Origin of the sequence: Pseudomonas muyukensis (assembly GCF_019139535.1) — a bacterium.
In the GTDB taxonomy this organism is placed as follows: Bacteria; Pseudomonadota; Gammaproteobacteria; order Pseudomonadales; family Pseudomonadaceae; genus Aquipseudomonas; species Aquipseudomonas muyukensis.
Genome location: NZ_CP077073.1, coordinates 2288197 through 2309595 on the forward strand (window position 1 = coordinate 2288197; position 21399 = coordinate 2309595).

Genomic DNA, 21399 nt, shown 5'->3' on the forward strand with positions numbered 1-21399 from the left:
GTAAAGAAAAAGCCCCGCCAGTTCGCACTGGCGGGGCTTTTTCATTCAGCCGTGGCTATCAACCGTGATGAGGCTTGTGCTCATCGGCGGTGTCCAGCGCCGGTGCCGGGGCTGCTTCGGCGGCGGCCTGGGCAGCAGCGGCGGCTGCGGCTTCGGCTTCACGCTTGCGACGACGCACTTCACGTGGGTCGTTCGGCGCGCGGCCGTTGGACAGCATGACGGTAGCGGGCTCGACCGGCGCTTCGACCGGGGTCTGCTCGGCAACCACTGGAGCAGGCTCGGCGACTGGCGCTTCGACCACTTCAGGCTGGGCTTCGGCTACCGGAGCAGGCTGCTCGGCAACGGGTGCCTCGACTTCGGCCGCTTCGACAACCTGGGCCTGCTCGATCTCACCGGCTTCAACCACAGGGGCTGGTTCGACCGCTGCAGGTTCTGCAGGGGCTGGGACGGCGGCGGCAGGCTGCTCGGCGACGGCTTCTTCGATCACTGGTTGTGGCGCGACTTCAACCACGGGCTCGATGCTCGGCTCGACGGCGACGACCGGCTCGCTGACAGGTTGCTCGACCGCTGGGGCGATCTCGACCTGCTCGACCTGCTCGGCTTGCTCGGCGACGACCTCGACGGCTTCGACCTGGGCCTGCTCGACCACCGCGGTGGCGCGCTCAGCCTGCTGGTTGGCTTCGGCGTCGGCTTCGGCGCTGATGTTGCTGGTGGCAACGGCGGCGGTGACGGCGATGCCGGCGGCCAATTCGGCACCCAGCTCGGTGGCCTGGTGCTGCTGTGGCTGCTGCTCTTCACCGGCGTCTTCGTCGCCGCCATCGATCAGCTCGCCATTGGCGTTGCGCTGGCGCTCGCGGCGGTTGCTGCGACGACGCTGGCCACGGGAACGGCGGCGTGGACGCTCGCCATCGGCGCCTTCCTGCTCGTCCTGCAGCAGCTCTTCGTTCGGCAACTGCTCTTCGACCAGCTCGGCGGCCTGTTCGGCAACCTGCTCGTCAGGGCGCGGCTGGCGCTCTTCGCGCGGCGGACGCGGCTGGCGTTCTTCACGCGGGGCACGCTCTTCGCGTGGCGCGCGCTCTTCACGCGGGGCACGTTCCTCGCGTGGCTGGCGCTCTTCGCGTGGGGCGCGCTCTTCGCGTGGTGCACGTTCTTCACGTGGGGCACGCTCTTCGCGGGCTACACGTTCTTCGCGCGGGGCACGTTCTTCACGGGGCTGGCGCTCTTCGCGGGCGACGGCTGGGGTGGCGTCCAGCGGCTCGCGCAGTTCACGCACGCGCTCTTCGCGGTTGCCACGGCGGTCTTCGCGCGGCTGACGTGGCTGACGCTCTTCGCGTGGGGCGCGTTCTTCACGTGGTGCACGTTCCTCGCGAGGGGCGCGTTCTTCACGGGGCTGGCGCTCTTCACGCGGAGCACGTTCGCTGCGCTCTTCGCGCGGCTTGCGGTCTTCGTCGCGGCGGCCATTGCGGTTGCGGCTCTGCTGGCGACCGTTGCGGCGCTCCTCGTTGCGCGCTGGGCGCTCGGTAGCCGGCTTCTCGGTGCTCACGGCCGGGGCGGCGGCAGGTTCGTCCTTGCCGGCGAACAGGCTGACCAGCGACTTGACCAGGCCCTTGAACAGGCTTGGCTCGGCAACGTGCTGGACCGGCGCGACCGGCGCGGCTGGCTGCTCTTCGACAGCGCTCGGCACCGGGGCGTTGGCGCGGGCCGGCGCGGTTTTCACCGCGGCTTCCTGGCGCACCAGGGTACGGGTGGCGGTCGGTTGCGGCGCTTCTTCGGTTTCGGCGGCGGCGATCTCGTAGCTGGACTGGTTGTTCAGCACTTCCGGGTTGTCGTCGCGCAGGCGCTGGACTTCGAAGTGCGGGGTTTCCAGGTGATCGTTCGGCAGGATGATGATGCGCGCGCGGGTGCGCAGTTCGATCTTGGTGATCGAGTTGCGCTTCTCGTTGAGCAGGAAGGCGGCCACCGGGATCGGCACCTGGGCGCGAACCTCGGCGGTGCGGTCCTTCAGGGCTTCTTCCTCGATCAGGCGCAGGATCGCCAGCGACAGCGACTCGACGTCACGGATGATGCCGGTGCCCGAGCAGCGTGGGCAGACGATGCCGCTGCTTTCACCCAGCGACGGGCGCAGGCGTTGGCGCGACATCTCCAGCAGGCCGAAGCGCGAGATACGGCCTACCTGTACGCGGGCGCGGTCGGCCTCCAGGCATTCACGCACGCGTTCTTCGACGGCGCGCTGGTTCTTCGCCGGGGTCATGTCGATGAAGTCGATGACGATCAGGCCGCCGATATCACGCAGGCGCAGCTGGCGGGCGATTTCCTCGGCCGCTTCCAGGTTGGTCTGCAGCGCGGTTTCCTCGATGTCGCTGCCCTTGGTGGCGCGCGCCGAGTTGATGTCGATGGAGACCAGGGCCTCGGTCGGGTCGATGACGATCGAGCCGCCGGACGGCAGGTCGACGACGCGCTGGAAGGCGGTCTCGATCTGGCTTTCGATCTGGAAGCGGTTGAACAGCGGCACGCTGTCTTCGTACAGCTTCACCTTGCTGGCGTACTGCGGCATCACCTGGCGGATGAAGGTCAGGGCTTCTTCCTGGGCGTCGATGCTGTCGATCAGCACTTCGCCGATGTCCTGGCGCAGGTAGTCGCGGATGGCGCGAATGATGACGTTGCTTTCCTGGTAGATCAGGAACGGCGCGACGCGGTCTTGCGAGGCTTCCTTGATGGCGGTCCACAGCTGCAGCAGGTAGTCGAGGTCCCACTGCATTTCTTCGCTGCTGCGGCCCAGGCCCGCGGTGCGCACGATCAGGCCCATGTCGCCCGGAACGGTGAGGCCGTTCAGCGCTTCGCGCAGTTCGTTGCGCTCTTCGCCTTCGATGCGGCGGGAGATGCCACCGGCGCGCGGGTTGTTGGGCATCAGCACCAGGTAGCGGCCGGCCAGGCTGATGAAGGTGGTCAGGGCGGCGCCTTTGTTGCCGCGCTCTTCCTTCTCGACCTGGACGATGACTTCCTGGCCTTCGCTCAGCACTTCCTTGATGTTGACCCGACCTTCAGGGGCTTTCTTGAAGTATTCGCGGGAGATTTCTTTCAGCGGCAGGAAGCCGTGACGTTCGGAGCCGAAGTCGACGAAGGCGGCTTCAAGGCTGGGCTCGATCCGGGTGATCTTGCCTTTGTAGATGTTGGCCTTTTTCTGCTCACGGGCACCGGACTCGATGTCCAGGTCGTAGAGGCGTTGGCCGTCCACCAGGGCTACACGCAACTCTTCGGGTTGAGTTGCGTTAATCAGCATTCTTTTCATGTTGTACCGTCGGTTTCCGGGCTGCCGGAAACGGCGTTCGGCACACACGACTTCTCATGGTCGGTGCCTAGGTGCGCAAAGGGTGGCGGGCCACCCCCGTGTCTGGCGACGTTCGGCACCAGCCGGTTGCCCAGCCTGCCGTTGTCGCGACGACGCGTCCTGTTTCATGGTGCCAAAAGGCCTGTCGAGCTCTTCGAACGTGATCCGAATCAACCGAGCGGGCCTGGTGCACTCAGTCAGGAGGAGGAATCAACCGGTCGTCCGTGGACGCCACGAGGGCGTCTGCTCAGGACCTTGTCCGCTCATTGCCCGTGCATCGGGGCGTTGGCTGGACGCGGTGCCACACGGTCCGAGGGCTGTGCATCTCCACCCTGCACGTATCCCTTGAAAATTCGGGTGCTGCCGCGCGCTGAATCCGCAACGGGTTGCATTTTTCGCCAGCCCATACCGGGCTGGCGCCATAACATGTCCAAGGCAGGTATTTCCGGAGCACTTCGCCCAAATGCGCGGAGACGACGGTGGCGGGCAGAGGTACGGCGAAAAGAAGCGGGTAAGCAGGTGAAACACCGCACTTGTCGTTTTTTTTCGGTCTTCTCTACACAGCGCTGGTGGCGATTCCAGGCATTCATTAAACTGGCGAACGCTCCGTAGGACGGCCTCGCGTCCTCGGAATTGCGATGGTCAGGGCCGGCGTAGAGCCTGTTGCCGCTGGCCTGCCGCTTTTGGCGGCGTTCGCGACTATAGCAGTAATGATTAAGTGCTTCAATTCCATAAAAAATTGTTATGATCCCGCCATGACGACCAATACCCCCCCGACTTCCGGCGTTCAGCTGATCGAAGTCCCGCCGGAGCTTGCCGGCCAACGCATCGACAATTTCCTCATCACGGCCCTCAAGGGCGTGCCCAAGACCCTGGTCTACCGCATCCTGCGCAAGGGCGAGGTACGGGTCAACAAGGGCCGGATCAAGCCTGAGTACAAGCTGCAGGCCGGCGATATCGTGCGGGTACCGCCCGTCCGGTTGCCGGAGCGCGACGAGCCGGCGCCGGTCGCCCAGGGGCTGTTGCAGCGCCTGGAAGCGGCCATCGTCTACGAAGACAAGGCGCTGATCGTGATGAACAAGCCGGCCGGCATCGCCGTGCATGGCGGCAGCGGCCTGAGCTTCGGGGTGATCGAGGCGCTGCGCCAGCTGCGCCCGGACGCCAAGGAGCTGGAGCTGGTGCACCGCCTGGACCGCGACACCTCCGGCCTGCTGATGATCGCCAAGAAGCGCAGCATGTTGCGCCACCTGCACGCCGCCCTGCGGGGCGATGGCGTGGACAAGCGCTACATGGCGCTGGTGCGCGGCCACTGGCCGACCTCGAAGAAGCAGGTCAACGCGCCTTTGCTCAAGAGCAACCTGCGCTCCGGCGAGCGCATGGTCGAGGTCAATGACGAGGGCAAGGAAGCGCTGACCCTGTTCCGCGTACTGCGCCGCTTCGGCGAATTCGCCACCATCGTCGAGGCGCGGCCGATCACCGGGCGCACCCACCAGATTCGGGTGCACACCCTGCATGCCGGGCACATGATCGCCGGCGACAGCAAGTACGGTGACGAGGATTTCAGCCGCGAAATCCGCGAGCTGGGTGGCAAGCGCCTGTTCCTGCATGCCTATCAGCTCACCGTGCCGCTGCCCGATGGCGGCGAGCTCAAGCTCGAGGCGCCGGTGGACGAGGTGTGGGCCAAGACCATCGAGCGGCTGGCGTCCTGAACCATGAGCAAACCTTATGACCTGCTGATCTTCGACTGGGACGGCACCCTGGCCGACTCCATCGGGCGCATTGTCGAGGCCATGCATGCCGCCGCCGAGCGCGCCGGCGAGGCGCCCAGCAGCGATGCGGCGGTCAAGGGCATCATCGGCCTGGCGCTGAGCGAGGCGATCGGGCTGTTGTATCCGCACCTGGACGAGGTGCAAGTGCAGCGGTTCCGTCAGCACTACGCCGACGTCTACATGGCCCTGGACCAGCAGCCCTCGCCGTTGTTCGACGGCGTGGTCGAGTCGCTGGAGGGCTTCCGTGCCGAGGGCTACCGCCTGGCGGTGGCCACCGGCAAGGCGCGGCGTGGCCTGGATCGGGTGCTCAAGGCCAATGGCTGGGAAGGCTACTTCGATATCACCCGCGCCGCCGACGAGACCCGCGGCAAGCCGCATCCGCTGATGCTCGAGGAAATCCTCGGCCATTGCCGGGTCGAACCCGGGCGGGCGCTGATGGTCGGAGATTCGGCCTTTGACCTGCAGATGGCCAGCAACGCTGGCATGCATTCGGTGGCGGTCGGCTACGGCGCGATGCCGTTGCAGGCGCTGGCCGAGTTTGGCCCGCAGCTGTGCATCGAGCATTTTTCCCAACTGCGCGAATGGCTCGCCAGCCCCGCGCATATCAATTTCCAAGGTAGGTGAACATGGCTGACGAATGGAAAGCACCCGAGTCCGAGGAGGGTGGCGAGGAGCGCAAGAGCTGGAAACTGCTCGAGAAAACCTTGCTGGCGGGCGTGCAGGAGCAGCGTCGGGCGCGGCGCTGGGGGATCTTCTTCAAGCTGCTGACCTTCGTCTACCTGTTCGGCCTGCTGGCGCTGTTCACGCCGCTGATGGACGTCGACAAGGCTGCCTCGCGCGGCGCCAGTCATACCGCGCTGGTGGAAGTGCGCGGGGTGATTGCCGACCAGGAACCGGCCAGTGCCGACAATATCGTCAAGAGCCTTCGCGAAGCGTTCAAGGATCCCAAGACCAAGGGCGTGGTGATGCGCATCAACAGTCCGGGCGGCAGCCCGGTGCAGGCGGGCTACATCTACGATGAGATCCGCCGCCTGCGCGCCGAGTACCCGGCCATCAAGCTGTATGCGGTGATCGCTGACCTGGGGGCTTCCGGGGCGTACTACATCGCCAGTGCCGCCGACGAAATCTATGCTGACAAGGCCAGCCTGGTCGGCTCCATCGGCGTCACGGCGGCGGGCTATGGCTTTGTCGGTACCATGGACAAGCTGGGCGTGGAGCGGCGCACCTACACGGCGGGCGAACACAAGGCCTTCCTTGATCCGTTCTCGCCACAGAAGTCGGAAGAAACCGCGTTCTGGCAGGGTGTGCTGGACACCACGCACCGCCAGTTCATCGCCATGGTCAAGCAGGGGCGTGGCGAGCGCCTGAAAGACAAGGATCACCCTGAGTTGTTCAGCGGGCTGATCTGGTCGGGCGAGCAGGCCAAGGCGCTGGGGCTGGTGGACGGGCTGGGCAGTGCCAGCTATGTCGCCCGCGACATCGTCGGTGAGAAGGAGCTGGTGGACTTCACCGTGCAGGAGTCGCCATTCGATCGGTTCTCCAAGCGCATCGGTGCCAGCGTGGCAGAGCGCCTGTCGCTGTATATGGGCTTGCAGGGGCCTTCGCTGCGTTGAGCTGAAATCGCTGCGGCATCATTGCGGGGCAGCTCTTGCGGGGTGTTCGGCGAAAATGTTGCGGCGCTTATCAGATCGAGCGCCGCCCGCGCGGCGCTCGATCTACGTGGCGCTACAAAGATTGCGGCGAACACTTAAAGGGCTGATGCTCAGGGCACCTGCACGCCTTCCTTGTGCAGCATGTCCACCAGTCGAATCAGCGGTAGTCCGATCAGGCTCGTGGCGTCGCAACCATGGGTGCTCTGGAACAGGCTCACCCCCAATCCCTCCGCCTTGAAGCTGCCGGCGCAGTCCAGTGGCTGCTCGGCCGTCACGTAGCGCTCCACGCGCGCTCGATCCAGCTCGCGCATCGTCACGGTAAACGGCACGCAATCGACCTGGCAGTGGCCGTTGGCGCTGTTGAGCAGCGCCAAGCCGGTGAGGAAGGTCACCTGCTGGCCGCTGCACTCCAGCAGTTGCTCGCAGGCGCGTTCGAAGGTGTGCGGCTTGCCGAGGATCTGCTCGCCCAGCACCGCCACCTGGTCGGAGCCGATGATCAGGTGGTCGGGGTGGCTGGCAGCCAGGGCCTCGGCCTTCTGCCGGGCCAGGCGCCGGACCAGCTCGACGGCGGGCTCGCCATCGAGGCGCCGTTCGTCTAGGTCGGGGCTTGCCCAGGTGAAGGGCAGGCGCAGGCGGGTGAGCAGTTCGCGGCGGTACGCAGAGCTGGAAGCCAGTAACAAGGGAAGCATGGTAGACTCCTGGGCAATTACCCCGAATTCTAACATGCGAGATGCCACCTAATTTCCTTTGACAGGGAGGGGGTGCATCCCTAGAATGCTGCGCCTATGTTGAATGACCCGATTCCACCTCACGTTGACCCGCGCAAATTGGCTGATCGTGGCGTAACCCTCGAAGGTTCGCTGCAACTCGCTGATTTGGAAAGACTCTGCGACCCGCTTTCCGACAATGTCGGTACGGTGCAGGCGAAGTTCGATTTTGAACGAGATGAACAGCACGTCGTGGTTATCCACAGTGAGCTGGATGTCGAGGTCAAGATGGTTTGCCAGCGTTGTCTTGAGCTGGTCACCCTGCCGATCCACAGCGAATGTACTTACGCCGTGGTGAAGGAGGGTGCGAACACCCAGTCGTTGCCGAAAGGCTATGACGTGCTGGAACTGGGCGAAGATCCTTTGGATCTGCAGGCGCTGGTCGAGGAAGAGCTGTTGCTCGCCCTGCCGATCGTGCCTGCTCATCATCCGGAAGAATGCCAGCAGCCGGCGGGACTCGATGAGCCCGAGCCGAGCAAGGACGAGGTATCGCGGTCCAACCCGTTCAGTGTATTGGCGCAGTTAAAGCGTGACCCAAACGTTTAGGAGTTAATCAATTATGGCTGTTCAGCAGAACAAAAAATCCCGCTCTGCCCGTGACATGCGCCGTTCGCACGACGCCCTGTCGGCTGAGGCCCTGTCGGTTGAGAAAACCACCGGTGAAGTACACCTGCGTCACCACGTATCGCCAGAAGGCGTATACCGTGGTCGCAAAGTGATCGACAAGGGCGCCGACGAGTAATCCTTGTCCGCTCAGATCATCGCGATCGACGCAATGGGCGGGGACTTCGGTCCCCGCAGCATTGTCCAGGCTAGCATTGCCTGCCTTTCGGCTACTCCCTCGCTGCACCTGACCCTCGTCGGTCAACCCTCCCTCCTTGAAGATCTTGTCAGCGGCCTTGCGGCTGCGGATCGCGCGCGCCTGCAGATTGTCGCCGCCAGCGAGGTGATCGGCATGGACGAGCGGCCATCGCAGGCGTTGCGTGGCAAGCCCGACTCGTCGATGCGCGTCGCCCTGGAACTGGTGCGTGATGGCAAGGCCCAGGCCTGCGTGAGCGCCGGCAATACCGGTGCGCTCATGGCGCTGTCGCGCTTCGTGCTCAAGACCCTGCCGGGCATCGATCGGCCAGCGATGGTCGCGGCGATCCCGACCCAGGCCGGTTACTGCCAGTTGCTCGACTTGGGCGCCAATGTCGATTGCAGCGCAGAGAATCTCTATCAGTTCGCCGTGATGGGGTCGGTGGCGGCCCAGGCCTTGGGGGTCCAGCGGCCAAGGGTGGGGCTGCTCAATATCGGCACCGAGGACATCAAGGGCAACCAGCAGGTCAAGCTGGCCGCCAGCCTGCTGCAGGGCGCGCGCGGGCTCAACTATATAGGCTTCGTCGAGGGTGACGGCCTGTACCGCGGCGAGGCAGATGTGGTGGTGTGCGACGGTTTTGTCGGCAATATCCTGCTCAAGTCCAGTGAAGGCCTGGCCACCATGATCGGTGCGCGCATCGAGGCGTTGTTCCGTGGCGGCCTGTTGGCCAGGGCGGCCGGAGCCATGGCCATGCCACTGCTCAAGCGTCTGCAGGCCGATCTGGCGCCGGCCCGGCATAACGGCGCGAGTTTCCTGGGCTTGCAGGGTATCGTCATCAAGAGCCACGGCTCGGCCGGCGTGCAGGGTTTGCAGAGCGCCATCCAGCGCGCGTTGATCGAGATCCAGGAAAACCTGCCGCAGCGCTTGCATGGGCGGCTCGAAGACCTGTTGCCGTAATGTTGGTGTGGGCTTCGTCGCGGATGAATCCGCGCCTACAGGGGCGAGGTGCGCTTGTAGGCGCGGATTCATCCGCGATGAGGCCAAAACAGGTCTTAGGCATATCCACGATGAAGTGCTTAAATGTGACCGCTTGGTCTGCCGTTCCATCCAAGCTTTCAGATTGCGCGCCCGGCCGACGGCCTGGCGCACCCTATCCGACGACAAGATCATAAGGGCTTGTTCAATGTCTGCATCCCTCGCATTCGTCTTTCCTGGTCAGGGCTCCCAGTCGCTGGGCATGCTCAAGGAGCTCGGCGCAGAAAAGCCGGTAATCGTCGAGACCTTCAAGGAAGCTTCCGAGGCCCTGGGCTACGACCTGTGGAAACTGGTCCAGGAAGGCCCGGAAGAGCAACTCAATCAAACCGACAAGACCCAGCCGGCCATCCTTGCCGCCTCGATCGCCCTGTGGCGCCTGTGGCTGGAAGAGGGCGGCGCGCAGCCGGCCTTCGTTTCCGGTCACAGCCTGGGTGAATATAGCGCCCTGGTCGCGGCCGGCAGCCTGTCGCTGAAGGACGCCGTGCGTCTGGTCGAGCGTCGTGGTCAGCTGATGCAGGAGGCCGTGCCGGCCGGTCATGGCGCCATGGCCGCCATCCTCGGCCTGGACGACGCGGTCGTGGTCGAGATCTGCGCCAAGGCCGCCGAGGATGAAGTGGTCAGCGCGGTGAATTTCAACTCGCCGGGCCAGGTAGTCATCGCCGGTAACAAGGCGGCGGTGGACCGTGCCATGGCGCTGTGCAAAGAGGCTGGTGCCAAGCGCGCCCTGCCGCTGGCGGTCAGCGTGCCATCGCACTGTGCCCTGATGAAGCCGGCCGCCGAGCGTTTCGCCGAGTTCGTCAACGCCATCGAGTGGCAGGCGCCGCAGATCCCGGTGGTGCAGAACGTCACCGCCGCCATCGCCGCCGATCTCGATGCCCTCAAGCAGGACCTGCTGGCCCAGCTGTACCAGCCGGTGCGCTGGGTTGAATGCGTACAGGCCCTGGCTGCGCGCGGCGCGGTCAACCTGGTCGAGTGCGGCCCGGGCAAGGTCCTGGCCGGCCTGAACAAGCGTTGCGCCGACGGCGTCACCACCTACAACCTCAACACCCCAGACGCCGTCGCCGCCACCCGCGCGGCGCTGGCCTGAATTCGGAGAAGCTTGCATGAGCCTGCAAGGTAAAGTTGCACTGGTCACCGGCGCCAGCCGTGGTATTGGCCAGGCCATCGCCCTCGAGCTGGGCCGCCAGGGCGCCATCGTCATCGGTACCGCCACCTCGGCCTCGGGTGCCGAGCGCATTGCCGCCACCCTGAAAGAGCACGGCATCCAGGGCGCCGGCATGGAACTGAACGTGACCAGCGCCGAGTCCGTCGACAAGGTGCTGGGCGCCATCGGCGAGCAGTTCGGCGCGCCAGCCATTCTGGTCAACAACGCCGGTATCACCCGCGACAACCTGATGCTGCGGATGAAAGACGACGAGTGGTTCGACGTGATCGATACCAACCTCAACAGCCTGTACCGTCTGTCCAAGGGCGTGCTGCGCGGCATGACCAAGGCCCGCTGGGGTCGTATCATCAGCATCGGTTCGGTGGTGGGTGCCATGGGCAACGCCGGCCAGGCCAACTATGCCGCCGCCAAGGCTGGCCTGGAGGGCTTCAGCCGTGCCCTGGCCCGTGAAGTGGGCTCGCGTGGCATCACCGTCAACTCGGTGACCCCAGGCTTCATCGACACCGACATGACCCGCGAGCTGCCAGAAGCGCAGCGCGAGGCCCTGCAGAAGGAAATTCCGCTGGGTCGCCTGGGCCAGGCCGAGGAGATCGCCAAGGTGGTTTCCTTCCTGGCTTCCGAGGGCGCAGCCTACGTCACCGGCGCTACCGTGCCGGTGAACGGCGGGATGTACATGTAAAATCCGCAACTCAATGTGACGGATCGGTTCAAAAAAGAGTCATACTCCGAGCCTAAAATCCGTTATAAAGCTGCAACCAGATTCCGGACAGCGGGCCGGGTGACCTGGTGGAAGGCGCGTTACGCTTGAAAAGCAGGCGTCTTCCTATAAACTTGGTCACCGGCCAGCTGCCTGACATATGTCCATTAGGAGTGAAAACTAGGTATGAGCACCATCGAAGAACGCGTCAAGAAAATCGTCGCCGAGCAACTGGGCGTCAAGGAAGAGGAAGTCAAGAACGAATCTTCCTTCGTTGAGGACCTGGGTGCCGACTCGCTTGACACCGTTGAGCTGGTGATGGCTCTGGAAGAGGAATTCGAGACCGAAATCCCTGACGAAGAAGCCGAGAAGATCACTACCGTTCAAGCCGCTATCGACTACGTCAACAGCCACCAGGCCTAAGACGTTCCAGTCGACGCTTCTTGTCGGGAAAAACCGCACTGCCGTCGCCGGCGTGCGGTTTTTTCTTTGCAAGCTATGCAATGAACACCGGAGTCTGTTGCCAGGCCATTGGCGCTGCCAGTGCACTGGCAAGAGACTCTGTTACTAGAAAATGAGGAGAGTACTGTGTCGCGTAGACGCGTCGTGGTCACTGGTATGGGTATGCTGTCGCCACTGGGTACCGATGTACCGAGCACCTGGCAGGGCATTCTGGCTGGCCGCAGTGGCATCGGTCCGATCGAGCATACGGATCTGTCTGCCTACTCCACCCGTTTTGGCGGCTCGGTGAAAGGCTTCGAAGTCGAGCAGTACCTGTCGGCCAAAGAGGCCCGCAAGCTCGACCTGTTCATCCAGTACGGCCTGGCGGCCGGTTTCCAGGCGGTGCGCAACGCCGGCCTTGAGGTTACCGACGCCAACCGCGAGCGTATCGGCGTGGCCATGGGCTCGGGCATCGGTGGCCTGACCAACATCGAAGAGACCAGCCGCACCCTGCACGAGCAAGGGCCGCGCCGGATCTCGCCGTTCTTCGTGCCGGGCTCGATCATCAACATGATCTCGGGCTTCCTGTCGATCCACCTTGGCCTGCAAGGCCCGAACTATGCGATCGCCACCGCCTGCACCACCGGCACTCACTGCATCGGCATGGCCGCGCGCAACATCGCCTACGGCGAAGCCGACGTGATGATTGCCGGCGGTGCCGAAATGGCCGCCTGTGGCCTGGGCATGGGCGGCTTCGGTGCCTCCCGCGCGCTGTCCACCCGCAACGACGAGCCGGCCCGTGCCAGCCGTCCGTGGGACAAGGGCCGCGACGGCTTTGTGTTGTCCGACGGTGCCGGCGCCCTGGTACTCGAGGAGCTGGAGCATGCCAAGGCCCGTGGCGCGACCATCTACGCCGAGCTGGTCGGTTTCGGCATGAGCGGTGACGCCTACCACATGACCTCGCCGCCCGATTCTGGCGAAGGCGCGGCCCGCTGCATGGCCAACGCCCTGCGCGATGCCGGCATCCAGCCCGAGGACGTCAGCTACATCAACGCCCACGGCACCTCGACGCCGGCCGGCGATGTCGCCGAGGTGGCTGCGATCAAGCGCGTGTTCGGCGAGCACGCCTACAAACTGGCGGTCAGCTCGACCAAATCGATGACCGGCCACCTGCTGGGTGCCGCCGGCGCGGTGGAAGCGATCTTCAGCGTCCTGGCGATCAACAGCCAGATGGCGCCGCCGACCATCAACCTGGACGAGCCCGACGAAGGCTGCGACCTGGACTTCGTGCCGCACCAGGCGCGCAGCATGCCGATCGACGTGGTGCTGTCCAACTCGTTCGGCTTCGGTGGCACCAACGGCTCGCTGGTATTCCGCCGGTTCGCCGACTGATGCTCAGCTGGGTCGATGGCCAGGACGCGACTGCGCTCAACCTGCAGAACCGCGGCCTGGCCTACGGCGATGGCCTGTTCGAGACCATCGCCGTGCGCGGCGGCAGGCCCAGCCTGCTGGCGCGCCACCTCGAGCGCCTGGCACTGGGCTGCCAGCGCCTGGCGATCGAGGTCGACCTGGCGCTGGTTCGCAACGAACTGTTGCAATTTGCCGGGCTGCTCGGTGACGGTGTCGCCAAGCTGATCCTCACCCGTGGCGACAGCCAGCGCGGCTACGCCCCGATGGCCGGAGCCCCTGCGCGACGTATCCTCCAGGGCAGCCCTTTGCCGGCTTATCCCGCCGCCAACGCCGAACAGGGCGTGCGCCTTTTCCCTTGCCAGACACGCCTTGCGGAACAACCGCTGCTGGCGGGTCTCAAACACCTCAACCGCCTCGAGCAGGTGCTGGCCCGCGCCGAATGGCAGGGCACCGCGTTTGCCGAGGGCCTGATGCGTGACGGCCAGGGGCGGGTGATCGAAGGGGTGTACAGCAACCTGTTCCTGGTGCGCGATGGCGCGTTGCTCACCGCCGACCTTGGCCGTTGCGGCGTGGCCGGGGTGATGCGCGCGGCGCTGCTGGAGCAGGGCGCGGCCCTTGGCCTGCCCATGCAGGTGCGGGACCTGACGCTGACGGACCTTGAGCAGGCCGACGAAGTGTTCGTCTGCAACAGCGTCTATGGCATTTGGCCCGTGCTTGAATTCGCCGCGCTGAACTGGCCGGCGGGGCCACTCACCCGTAAACTGCAGGCCGTTGCCCGTACGTTACTGGATACCTGATTCGTGAGACGCAAATTCCTGCTGCTGCTGGAAATGAGTTTGATCCTCGCCGGCCTGGCACTGGGCTGGGCCGCCTGGAAGGTCAACTCGGTCCTGGAGCAGCCGCTGCAAGTGACGCAAGAGCGCCTGCTCGACGTGCCCAATGGCACCACGCCCAACCGCATGTTCTACCGCATGCAGGGCGAAGGGCTGCTTGACGACCCGGTCTGGCTGCGCCTGTACTGGCGCTTCAACATGGCCGGTACCGCGCTGCACACGGGTGAATACCGCCTGACGCCAGGCATGACCGTGGGCCAGCTGTTCGACGCCTGGAAGCGTGGCGACGTGGTGCAGTACAACCTGACCCTGGTCGAGGGCTGGACCTTCCGCCAGGTGCGTGCCGCGGTGGCCAAGCATGAAAAGATCAAGCACACCCTCGAGGGCCTGTCCGATACCGAGGTGATGGACAAGCTGGGCCACACCGGGGTCTTCCCCGAGGGCCGTTTCTTCCCCGACACCTACCGCTTCGTGCGCGGCATGAGCGATGTCGAGCTGCTGCAGCAGGCCTACATGCGCCTGGATGAAGTGCTGGCCAAGGAATGGGCCGAGCGCAGCACCGAACTGCCGTATCGCGACCCTTACCAGGCGCTGATCATGGCCTCGCTGGTGGAGAAGGAAACCGGCATTCCCCAGGAGCGCGGGCAGATCGCCGGGGTGTTCGTGCGCCGCATGCGCCTGGGCATGATGCTGCAGACCGACCCGACCGTGATCTACGGCATGGGTGAGCGCTACAACGGCAAGATCACCCGCGCCGACCTGCGCGAACCGACCCCTTACAACACCTACACCATGACGGGCCTGCCGCCGACACCGATCGCCATGGTTGGCCGCGAGGCGATCCATGCCGCGCTCAACCCCAGCGACGGCTCGAGCCTGTACTTCGTCGCCCGTGGCGATGGCAGCCACGTGTTCTCCGACGACCTGGACGACCACAACAGCGCCGTGCGCGAGTTCCAGCTCAAGCGCCGCGCCGACTACCGCTCGAGCCCCGCGCCACAGGGCCAGCCCGCGGCGCCGCAGAACGGCACCGTGCCAGTGCCCGAGGGCGAGCCGGCAGCGCCCACCGATGAATCCGCGCCGGCCGATGAGCCTGCGCCAGACGACACTAAGGAACGCTCGTGAGCGGTTTGTTTATCACCTTGGAAGGCCCCGAAGGCGCGGGCAAGAGCACCAATCGCGAGTACCTGGCGGCGCGTCTGCGCGAGCAGGGCATCGATGTGCTCATGACCCGCGAGCCGGGTGGCACGCCGCTGGCCGAGCGCATTCGTGAGCTGCTGCTGGCGCCGAGCGAGGAGACCATGGCGGTCGATACCGAACTGCTGCTGATGTTCGCCGCCCGCGCCCAGCACCTGGCGCAGGTGATCCGTCCGGCGCTGGCCCGCGGCGCGGTGGTGCTGTGCGACCGCTTCACCGACGCCACCTACGCCTACCAGGGCGGTGGGCGCGGGCTGCCAGTCGAGCGTATCGCCATCCTTGAGTCTTTCGTCCAGGGCGAACTGCGTCCCGACCTGACCCTGGTGTTCGACCTGCCGGTGCAAGTCGGCCTGGCCCGTGCCGCGGCCCGTGGCCGGCTGGACCGTTTCGAGCAGGAAGGCCAGGCCTTCTTCGAAGCGGTGCGCCAGGCCTACCTGCAACGCGCCGGCCAGCAGCCGCAGCGCTACCGCCTGCTGGACGCAGCGCAGCCGCTGGCCGCAGTGCAGCGGGCGATCGATGCCCTGGTGCCCGGCATCCTGGAGCGTTGCCGTGGCTGAAGCCTACCCCTGGCAGCAGGCGCTCTGGCAGCAGTTGGCCGGCCGTGGCCAGCACGCCCATGCCTACCTGTTACACGGGCCGCAGGGCATTGGCAAGCGCGCCTTGGCCGAGCGCCTGATGGCCCGCCTGCTGTGCCAGCAGCCCCAAGGGCTGGAGGCTTGCGGGCAGTGCAAGGCGTGCCTGTTGCTCAAGGCCGGCAGCCACCCGGACAACTTCATCCTGGAACCCGAGGAAGCCGACAAGCCGATCAAGATCGACCAGGTCCGCGAGCTGGTGTCCTTCGTGGTGCAGACCGCCCAGCAGGGTGGCCGCAAGGTGGTGCTGATCGAGCCGGTGGAGGCGATGAACATCAATGCCGCCAACGCCCTGCTCAAGAGCCTGGAGGAGCCCTCGGGCGACACCGTGCTGCTGTTGGTCAGCCACCAGCCCAGCCGCCTGTTGCCGACCATCAAGAGCCGCTGCCAGCAAGTGGCCTGTCCACAGCCGAGCCTGGTCCAGAGCCGCGCCTGGCTGGCCGGCGCGCTGGCGGACAGTGACGAGCCGGCGCGCGAAGAGCTGCTGACCCTGGCCGCCGGCTCGCCGCTGATGGCGCTCAGCTTGCAGGCCCAGGGCGTGCGCGAGCAGCGGGCGCTGGTCACCGACGGGGTCAAGAAGCTGCTCAAGCAGCAGCAATCGCCCAGTCAACTGGCCGAAGCCTGGAACGGCGTGCCCTTGCTGCTGCTGTTCGACTGGTTCTGCGACTGGGCGCACCTGATCCTGCGCTATCAGTTGACCCAGGATGAGGACGGGCTAGGCTTGGCCGACATGCGCAAGGTCGTGCAGTACCTGGCGCAGAAGAGCCGCCAGGCCAAGGTGCTGGAGCTCCAGGCGTGGATCCTCGAGCAGCGCCAGAAGGTGCTGGGCAAGGCCAACCTCAACCGTGTACTGCTGCTCGAAGCCTTGCTCGCCCACTGGGTGCAGCTGCCCGGCCAGCGTTGATTCCTATCGTTCATTCAGGTGTGTCCTGTTGCCATGCTCGTAGATTCCCATTGCCACCTCGATCGTCTTGACCTGAGTGCCCACCAGGGCTCCCTCGATGCCGCCCTGCAGGCGGCGCGTGCGCGCGGGGTGGGGCACTTCCTGTGCATCGGCGTGAGCGCCGAAAACGCCGGGGCGGTCAAGGCGCTCAGCGAACAGTACACCGATGTCGACTGCTCGGTGGGGGTGCACCCGCTGGACCTGGCGCCTGGGGAAACGCCAGCCTTGGAATGGCTGCTGCGCGAACTGGCGCACCCGCACGTGGTAGCCATTGGCGAGACTGGCCTGGACTACCACTACGAGCCGGAAGCCGCCGAGTTGCAGCAGGCGTCGTTCCGCCTGCACCTGGAAGCCTCGCGGCAGACCGGCAAGCCGGTGGTGGTGCACACCCGTGCCGCCCGCGCCGATACCCTGGCGCTGCTGCGCGAGGCCAGCCTGCCACAGGCGGGGGTACTGCACTGTTTCACCGAGGACTGGGACATGGCCAAGGCCGCGCTGGACCTGGGCTACTACATTTCGTTGTCGGGCATCGTCACCTTCCGCAATGCCGACGCGCTGCGCGACGTGGCGCGCCAGGTGCCGGTCGATCGCCTGCTGGTGGAAACCGACTCGCCGTACCTGGCCCCCATTCCGCACCGCGGCAAGCCAAACCTGCCGCAATATGTGCGGGACGTGGCCGAGTATGTCGCGTCGTTGCGTGGGGTGAGCTACGCGCAGTTGGCCGAGCAGACCACGGCGAACTTCAAGCGCTTGTTCCCCTTGGCGCGGGTGGCCTGAGGGCCGCCCCCAGGTCAGTCATCGCAACCTGGTTCGCCAGCAAAGCTGGCGTCTGCCCTGCGCCCGGGCAAAAAAAACCCGGGTTCTGGGGGGGGGAATCCGGGTTAAGACCATTAGGAGTAAAACAAAGGTACACGGTCCCTGGGCACCTTTATCGGCGCGCCACTTTGGGGGGGATGCGCCGCGCCAACACTTGAAGTATTGGCCAGGATTGGCGCCCCGCCAGCGCGTGCTGATCGTTTTTTAAACAAATTTGGAATACGCCCGCCAGCCCTTGGGCCTTCAACGCATGGCAATCTGCCGGACCTGTCGCAGTGCGTCGTCGATCAGGCGCTGATCGGTATAGAAGTGTGGGGAAAAACGCACCCCGGGGCCGCGTTGTGCGCAGATCACGCCATTAGCGCTCAGGGTTCGATAAATGTCGGCGTTGGCATGGCCATCCAGGCTGAAACTGACGATCCCGGCCCGACGAGCGGGATCAACCGGGCTGTGCAGCTGGGCGCCGGGGATGGCCGCCAGGCCCTCGTGCAGTTGGCTTACCCGCAGCGCCAGCTGTTCGCCGACCACCGTCATGCCGACGTCCTCCAGCAGCGACAGGCTGGCTTCCAGGGCGCAGGCTCCCAGCATGTTCGGGCTGCCGCATTCAAAGCGGCGCGCGCTGTGGGCCGGCTGCCATTGGCGCCGCTCGAAATCGCCGAGGTGTTCGAGCATGTGCCAGCCGTAGGCGTGCAGTTTCAGTTGCTGGCGCAGTTCGCGGCGGCAGTAGAACAGCCCCAGGCCTTCGGGGCCGAGCATCCACTTGTGGCCGTCGGCCATGGCGAAGTCGCAATGACTGGCCTGCACGTCGAAGGGCAGGGCGCCGACCTGCTGGATGGCGTCGACGCAGAACAACACGCCCTGTCGGCGGCATGCCAGGCCGAGCTGGGCAAGGTCCAGGCGCAGGCCGCTGGCGTACTGCACGGCGCTCACCGCCAACAGTCGGGCGCGCGGGCCGCAGGCGGCCAGTAGCGCGGCTTCTGGGGCTGTCCCGGCGAGGCTGACTTCGATCACCTCCACGCCTTGCTCGGCCAGGGCCTGCCAGGCCACGCGGTTGGACACAAACTCCTCGGCGCTGATGATCACCTGGTCGCCAGGCTGCCACGCCAGGCCGAAGGCCACCAGCGACAGGGCCTGCGAGGTACTGCCCAGCAAGGCGATATCCGCGCGGCTTGGGGCGTTGACCAGCCGCGCCAGGCGCTCGCGCAGGCGCCGTTGGGTGGCCAGCCAGGCAGGGTATGCGCTGGCCCCCAGGCGTTGGTTGTCGCGGGCGAAGCGGGCCACGGCGTCGCAGGCCCGGCGTGGCCAGGGGGCAATGGCCGCGTGGTTCAGGTAGCACAGGCCCGGCGCCTGGTCGAACTCATCATGAAACACAGACATGGTTGGAAGATCCGTGCAATTTGCCGCAAGTTAGGCATAATAAACCGCTTCGATTGTCATCCCAGTCCTTCCTATGCAGAAAGAACCTCGTAAGGTCCGTGAGTTTCGTCGTCGCGAGCAAGAAATCCTCGACACGGCGCTCAAGCTGTTTCTCGAACAAGGTGAAGACAGTGTCACCGTCGAGATGATCGCCGACGCCGTAGGCATCGGCAAAGGCACGATCTACAAGCATTTCAAGTCCAAGGCGGAGATCTACCTGCGCCTGATGCTCGACTATGAGCGCGACCTGAACGAGCTGTTGCACTCGGCGGACGTCGACCGCGACAAGGAAGCCCTGTCGCGCGCCTACTTCGAGTTCCGCATGCGCGACCCGCAGCGCTATCGGCTGTTCGACCGCCTGGAAGAAAAGGTGGTCAAGGGCAACCAGGTGCCGGAAATGGTCGAGCAGTTGCACAAGATTCGTGCCTCCAACTTCGACCGTCTGACGCAATTGATCAAGGGCCGGATCAGCGAAGGCAAGCTCGAGGACGTGCCGCCGTACTTCCACTACTGCGCGGCCTGGGCCCTGGTCCACGGCGCGGTGGCGCTGTACCACTCGCCGTTCTGGAGCAATGTGCTGGAGGACCAGGAGGGTTTCTTCCAGTTCCTCATGGATATCGGCGTGCGCATGGGCAACAAGCGCAAGCGCGATCCGGAGCCTGCCAACTGACGCCGCGATGTAGCACCGGCAAACCGGCTCCTACCCTGTGTCCCGTCTTGCACCCTGTAGGAGCCAGCCTCGCTGGCGAACCAGGCGAGCGCGCTGTTGTTCACCGGCAGGGCTTGCAAAAACCTGATTTATAAGTCAGGTTTTGCCGGCCCGATCCATCCATGCCGGAGTCCCCCATGATCGTCGACCGTCAAGGCAGGCGCTTTCGCAACCTGCGCGTCAGCCTGACTGCTGCCTGCAACTACGCCTGCACCTATTGCGTGCCCGACGGCAAGCGCCTGGTGGCGGCGCACGACGAGCTGTCGGCGGATGCGTTGGCCCGTGGCGTGGCGTACCTGGTGGAGGCGGCCGGCATCGAACGGCTGCGTATCACCGGCGGCGAGCCGCTGGTCAGTCCGCGGTTGGGGGCGTTCCTCCTGGCGGTCGGCCAGCTCGGGCTCGAGGACATCAGCCTGACCACCAATGGCCAGCTGCTCTCGCGCAAGTTGCCGCTGCTGCGCGATGCCGGCATTCGCCGGCTCAATGTCTCCCTCGATACCCTTGACCCATTGGCATTCCGCCGCATCGCCCGCGGCGGCGACCTGGCCAGTGTGCTGGCGGGCATGGCGCAGGCCAGTGCCGCCGGCATGGCAATCAAGGTCAACATGGTGCCGATGCGTGGGCAGAACCTCGACCAGGTCATGCCGATGCTGGAGTATTGCCTGGCCCATGGCTACGAGTTGCGATTCATCGAGCTGATGCGCATGGGCCACCTGGCCCGTGAGCGCAACGCCTTCGTGCAACAGTTCGTTGGCCTCGAGCAGTTGCTGGCGTTGATCGGCCAGGCGCACCTCTACGAGCAGGCGCCTCGGCCCTTGGATGCCACGGCCTTGCGTTATCGCATTCCTGGCAAGGGGCACTTTGGCGTGATTGCCAACGAGAGTGTGCCGTTTTGTCGAACCTGCTCGCGCCTGCGCCTTTCCTCTACCGGTTGGCTGCATGGCTGCCTGTCGTCGAGCAACCGTCACTATGTCGGCGACCTGTTCGACAAGCCGCGCCACCAGGCGTTGCCGGCCCTGCAGCGGTTGCTGGTGAAAGCCTTGGCAGACAAGCAGGAGCAGGCGTTTTCCGGGGATGTGATGGTCATGAAGGTGATCGGCGGCTGACTCTGGCGCAAAAGCTGCATCCTGGCGGCTATTCGCCGGTTTTTCGTCACCGGCCTCTGGAGGAAAGATGCGTAGCCTGGTCTTGCTGCTGGCGCTGATGGCGTTGGGCGGCTGCATGAATGTCAGCGATATGGGCGAGGGCGTGCGTTACCACATGAGTGACGCGGGCCTGCTGGATCATAGCGACACCACCCGTACCCTGTCGGTCCGTTTGCAGCCGGACTCGTTCATTTTCATCGGCCAGGGCGCCTTCATGCCGCCGAGCAAGGGCCCGCAGCCGCGGCAGAACGCGGTGGCCGAGGAGGCGTTCAAGAGTTTCGTCGAGTACTTCCCGCTGGTGCGCCGTGCCCAGGGCCCGCTGGGCCTGGAAGACGCCATCGCCGAGGCGCGTTCGGTGGGGGCTGACTATGTGCTTTATACCCGCTTTGCCCGTACCGACGACCGTATTGGTAACGGTGACGAGTGGTATGACGAGCAGGCCATCGACCGTCTGGGCTGGGACAGCGGTGTAGTGCAGATGATGCTGATCGAGACCAGTACCCGTTACCTGATCGACACCGCGCGGATCAAGAGCCGCGGCGGTTTGTTGACGTTCCACGACAATACCCCGCAGGATTTGCTTGCCGCACCGATGCGCGAGTACGCTCGTAGCCTTCTGGGCATGAGTCACTGAGTGAGGGTGGG

Annotated in this window: 21 protein-coding genes; 18 read left to right on the forward strand and 3 right to left on the reverse strand. The window is 65.2% G+C overall.

Annotated features, from left to right (window positions below; all coding sequences use genetic code 11):
• Window positions 1-58: 58 nt before the first annotated feature.
• Window positions 59-3289 (reverse strand): ribonuclease E, encoded by a 3231-nt coding sequence (gene rne / locus KSS95_RS10345; protein ID WP_217853573.1) that lies wholly within the window; start codon window positions 3287-3289, stop codon window positions 59-61.
• Window positions 3290-4083: 794 nt separating this feature from the next.
• Here rne and rluC point away from each other — a divergent pair.
• From rluC to KSS95_RS10360, 3 genes are read left to right on the forward strand one after another with little or no spacing between them, the layout of a single operon-like run.
• On the forward strand, window positions 4084-5037 hold the full coding sequence (rluC, locus tag KSS95_RS10350; protein ID WP_217853574.1) for a 23S rRNA pseudouridine(955/2504/2580) synthase RluC: 954 nt from the start codon (window positions 4084-4086) through the stop codon (window positions 5035-5037).
• A 3-nt stretch (window positions 5038-5040) separates the two neighbouring features.
• Window positions 5041-5721 carry an HAD family hydrolase gene (locus KSS95_RS10355; protein WP_217853575.1) on the forward strand — a complete coding sequence of 227 codons (681 nt, stop codon included), beginning with the start codon at window positions 5041-5043 and terminating at the stop codon, window positions 5719-5721.
• 2 nt (window positions 5722-5723) lie between these two features.
• Window positions 5724-6710 carry a S49 family peptidase gene (locus KSS95_RS10360; protein WP_217853576.1) on the forward strand — a complete coding sequence of 329 codons (987 nt, stop codon included), beginning with the start codon at window positions 5724-5726 and terminating at the stop codon, window positions 6708-6710.
• Between the two features lie 149 nt (window positions 6711-6859).
• Here the strand turns inward: KSS95_RS10360 and KSS95_RS10365 are convergent, their stop codons facing one another.
• Window positions 6860-7438 (reverse strand): Maf family protein, encoded by a 579-nt coding sequence (locus KSS95_RS10365; RefSeq protein WP_217853577.1) that lies wholly within the window; start codon window positions 7436-7438, stop codon window positions 6860-6862.
• 96 nt (window positions 7439-7534) lie between these two features.
• Here KSS95_RS10365 and KSS95_RS10370 point away from each other — a divergent pair, with 96 nt between their 5' ends.
• The 12 genes from KSS95_RS10370 to KSS95_RS10425 all read left to right on the forward strand — a co-directional run bounded on the left by KSS95_RS10370 (window position 7535) and on the right by KSS95_RS10425 (window position 17445).
• Window positions 7535-8062 carry a YceD family protein gene (locus KSS95_RS10370; protein WP_194787757.1) on the forward strand — a complete coding sequence of 176 codons (528 nt, stop codon included), beginning with the start codon at window positions 7535-7537 and terminating at the stop codon, window positions 8060-8062.
• 13 nt (window positions 8063-8075) lie between these two features.
• Window positions 8076-8258 carry a 50S ribosomal protein L32 gene (gene rpmF / locus KSS95_RS10375; RefSeq protein WP_134693112.1) on the forward strand — a complete coding sequence of 61 codons (183 nt, stop codon included), beginning with the start codon at window positions 8076-8078 and terminating at the stop codon, window positions 8256-8258.
• A gap of 3 nt (window positions 8259-8261) precedes the next feature.
• Entirely contained in the window at window positions 8262-9272 is a 1011-nt protein-coding gene (gene plsX, locus KSS95_RS10380) for a phosphate acyltransferase PlsX (protein ID WP_367616939.1), read from the forward strand.
• 226 nt (window positions 9273-9498) lie between these two features.
• Window positions 9499-10437: an ACP S-malonyltransferase gene (fabD, locus tag KSS95_RS10385; protein WP_217853578.1), complete on the forward strand. Its 939-nt coding sequence runs from the start codon at window positions 9499-9501 to the stop codon at window positions 10435-10437.
• A gap of 16 nt (window positions 10438-10453) precedes the next feature.
• Window positions 10454-11194 (forward strand): 3-oxoacyl-ACP reductase FabG, encoded by a 741-nt coding sequence (gene fabG / locus KSS95_RS10390; RefSeq protein ID WP_217853579.1) that lies wholly within the window; start codon window positions 10454-10456, stop codon window positions 11192-11194.
• 204 nt (window positions 11195-11398) lie between these two features.
• Window positions 11399-11635 (forward strand): acyl carrier protein, encoded by a 237-nt coding sequence (gene acpP / locus KSS95_RS10395; protein ID WP_010223225.1) that lies wholly within the window; start codon window positions 11399-11401, stop codon window positions 11633-11635.
• A 165-nt stretch (window positions 11636-11800) separates the two neighbouring features.
• Window positions 11801-13045 carry a beta-ketoacyl-ACP synthase II gene (gene fabF, locus KSS95_RS10400; RefSeq protein ID WP_217853580.1) on the forward strand — a complete coding sequence of 415 codons (1245 nt, stop codon included), beginning with the start codon at window positions 11801-11803 and terminating at the stop codon, window positions 13043-13045.
• Window positions 13045-13860 carry an aminodeoxychorismate lyase gene (gene pabC, locus KSS95_RS10405; protein WP_217853581.1) on the forward strand — a complete coding sequence of 272 codons (816 nt, stop codon included), beginning with the start codon at window positions 13045-13047 and terminating at the stop codon, window positions 13858-13860. The genes fabF and pabC overlap by 1 nt, the downstream gene beginning before the upstream one ends.
• A gap of 3 nt (window positions 13861-13863) precedes the next feature.
• A complete protein-coding gene (gene mltG / locus KSS95_RS10410; RefSeq protein ID WP_217853582.1) occupies window positions 13864-15021 on the forward strand; it encodes an endolytic transglycosylase MltG in 1158 nt (385 codons plus the stop codon).
• Window positions 15018-15650 (forward strand): dTMP kinase, encoded by a 633-nt coding sequence (tmk, locus tag KSS95_RS10415; RefSeq protein ID WP_217853583.1) that lies wholly within the window; start codon window positions 15018-15020, stop codon window positions 15648-15650. The genes mltG and tmk overlap by 4 nt, the downstream gene beginning before the upstream one ends.
• On the forward strand, window positions 15643-16629 hold the full coding sequence (locus tag KSS95_RS10420) for a DNA polymerase III subunit delta' (RefSeq protein ID WP_217853584.1): 987 nt from the start codon (window positions 15643-15645) through the stop codon (window positions 16627-16629). Before tmk ends, KSS95_RS10420 begins: the two co-directional genes overlap by 8 nt.
• A gap of 33 nt (window positions 16630-16662) precedes the next feature.
• A complete protein-coding gene (locus KSS95_RS10425; RefSeq protein WP_217853585.1) occupies window positions 16663-17445 on the forward strand; it encodes a TatD family hydrolase in 783 nt (260 codons plus the stop codon).
• 282 nt (window positions 17446-17727) lie between these two features.
• Here the strand turns inward: KSS95_RS10425 and KSS95_RS10430 are convergent, their stop codons facing one another.
• A complete protein-coding gene (locus KSS95_RS10430) occupies window positions 17728-18861 on the reverse strand; it encodes an aminotransferase class V-fold PLP-dependent enzyme (RefSeq protein ID WP_217853586.1) in 1134 nt (377 codons plus the stop codon).
• A 73-nt stretch (window positions 18862-18934) separates the two neighbouring features.
• On the opposite strand from KSS95_RS10430, the gene KSS95_RS10435 reads away from it, so the two are divergent.
• The 3 genes from KSS95_RS10435 (at window position 18935) to KSS95_RS10445 (ending at window position 21388) form a co-directional block, all read left to right on the forward strand.
• Complete coding sequence (locus KSS95_RS10435; protein WP_134693123.1) at window positions 18935-19570, forward strand: TetR/AcrR family transcriptional regulator; 636 nt, start codon at window positions 18935-18937, stop codon at window positions 19568-19570.
• A gap of 176 nt (window positions 19571-19746) precedes the next feature.
• Entirely contained in the window at window positions 19747-20715 is a 969-nt protein-coding gene (locus tag KSS95_RS10440; protein ID WP_217853587.1) for a GTP 3',8-cyclase MoaA, read from the forward strand.
• 67 nt (window positions 20716-20782) lie between these two features.
• Window positions 20783-21388: a DUF4823 domain-containing protein gene (locus KSS95_RS10445; protein ID WP_217853588.1), complete on the forward strand. Its 606-nt coding sequence runs from the start codon at window positions 20783-20785 to the stop codon at window positions 21386-21388.
• The last annotated feature ends 11 nt before the right edge of the window (window positions 21389-21399 follow it).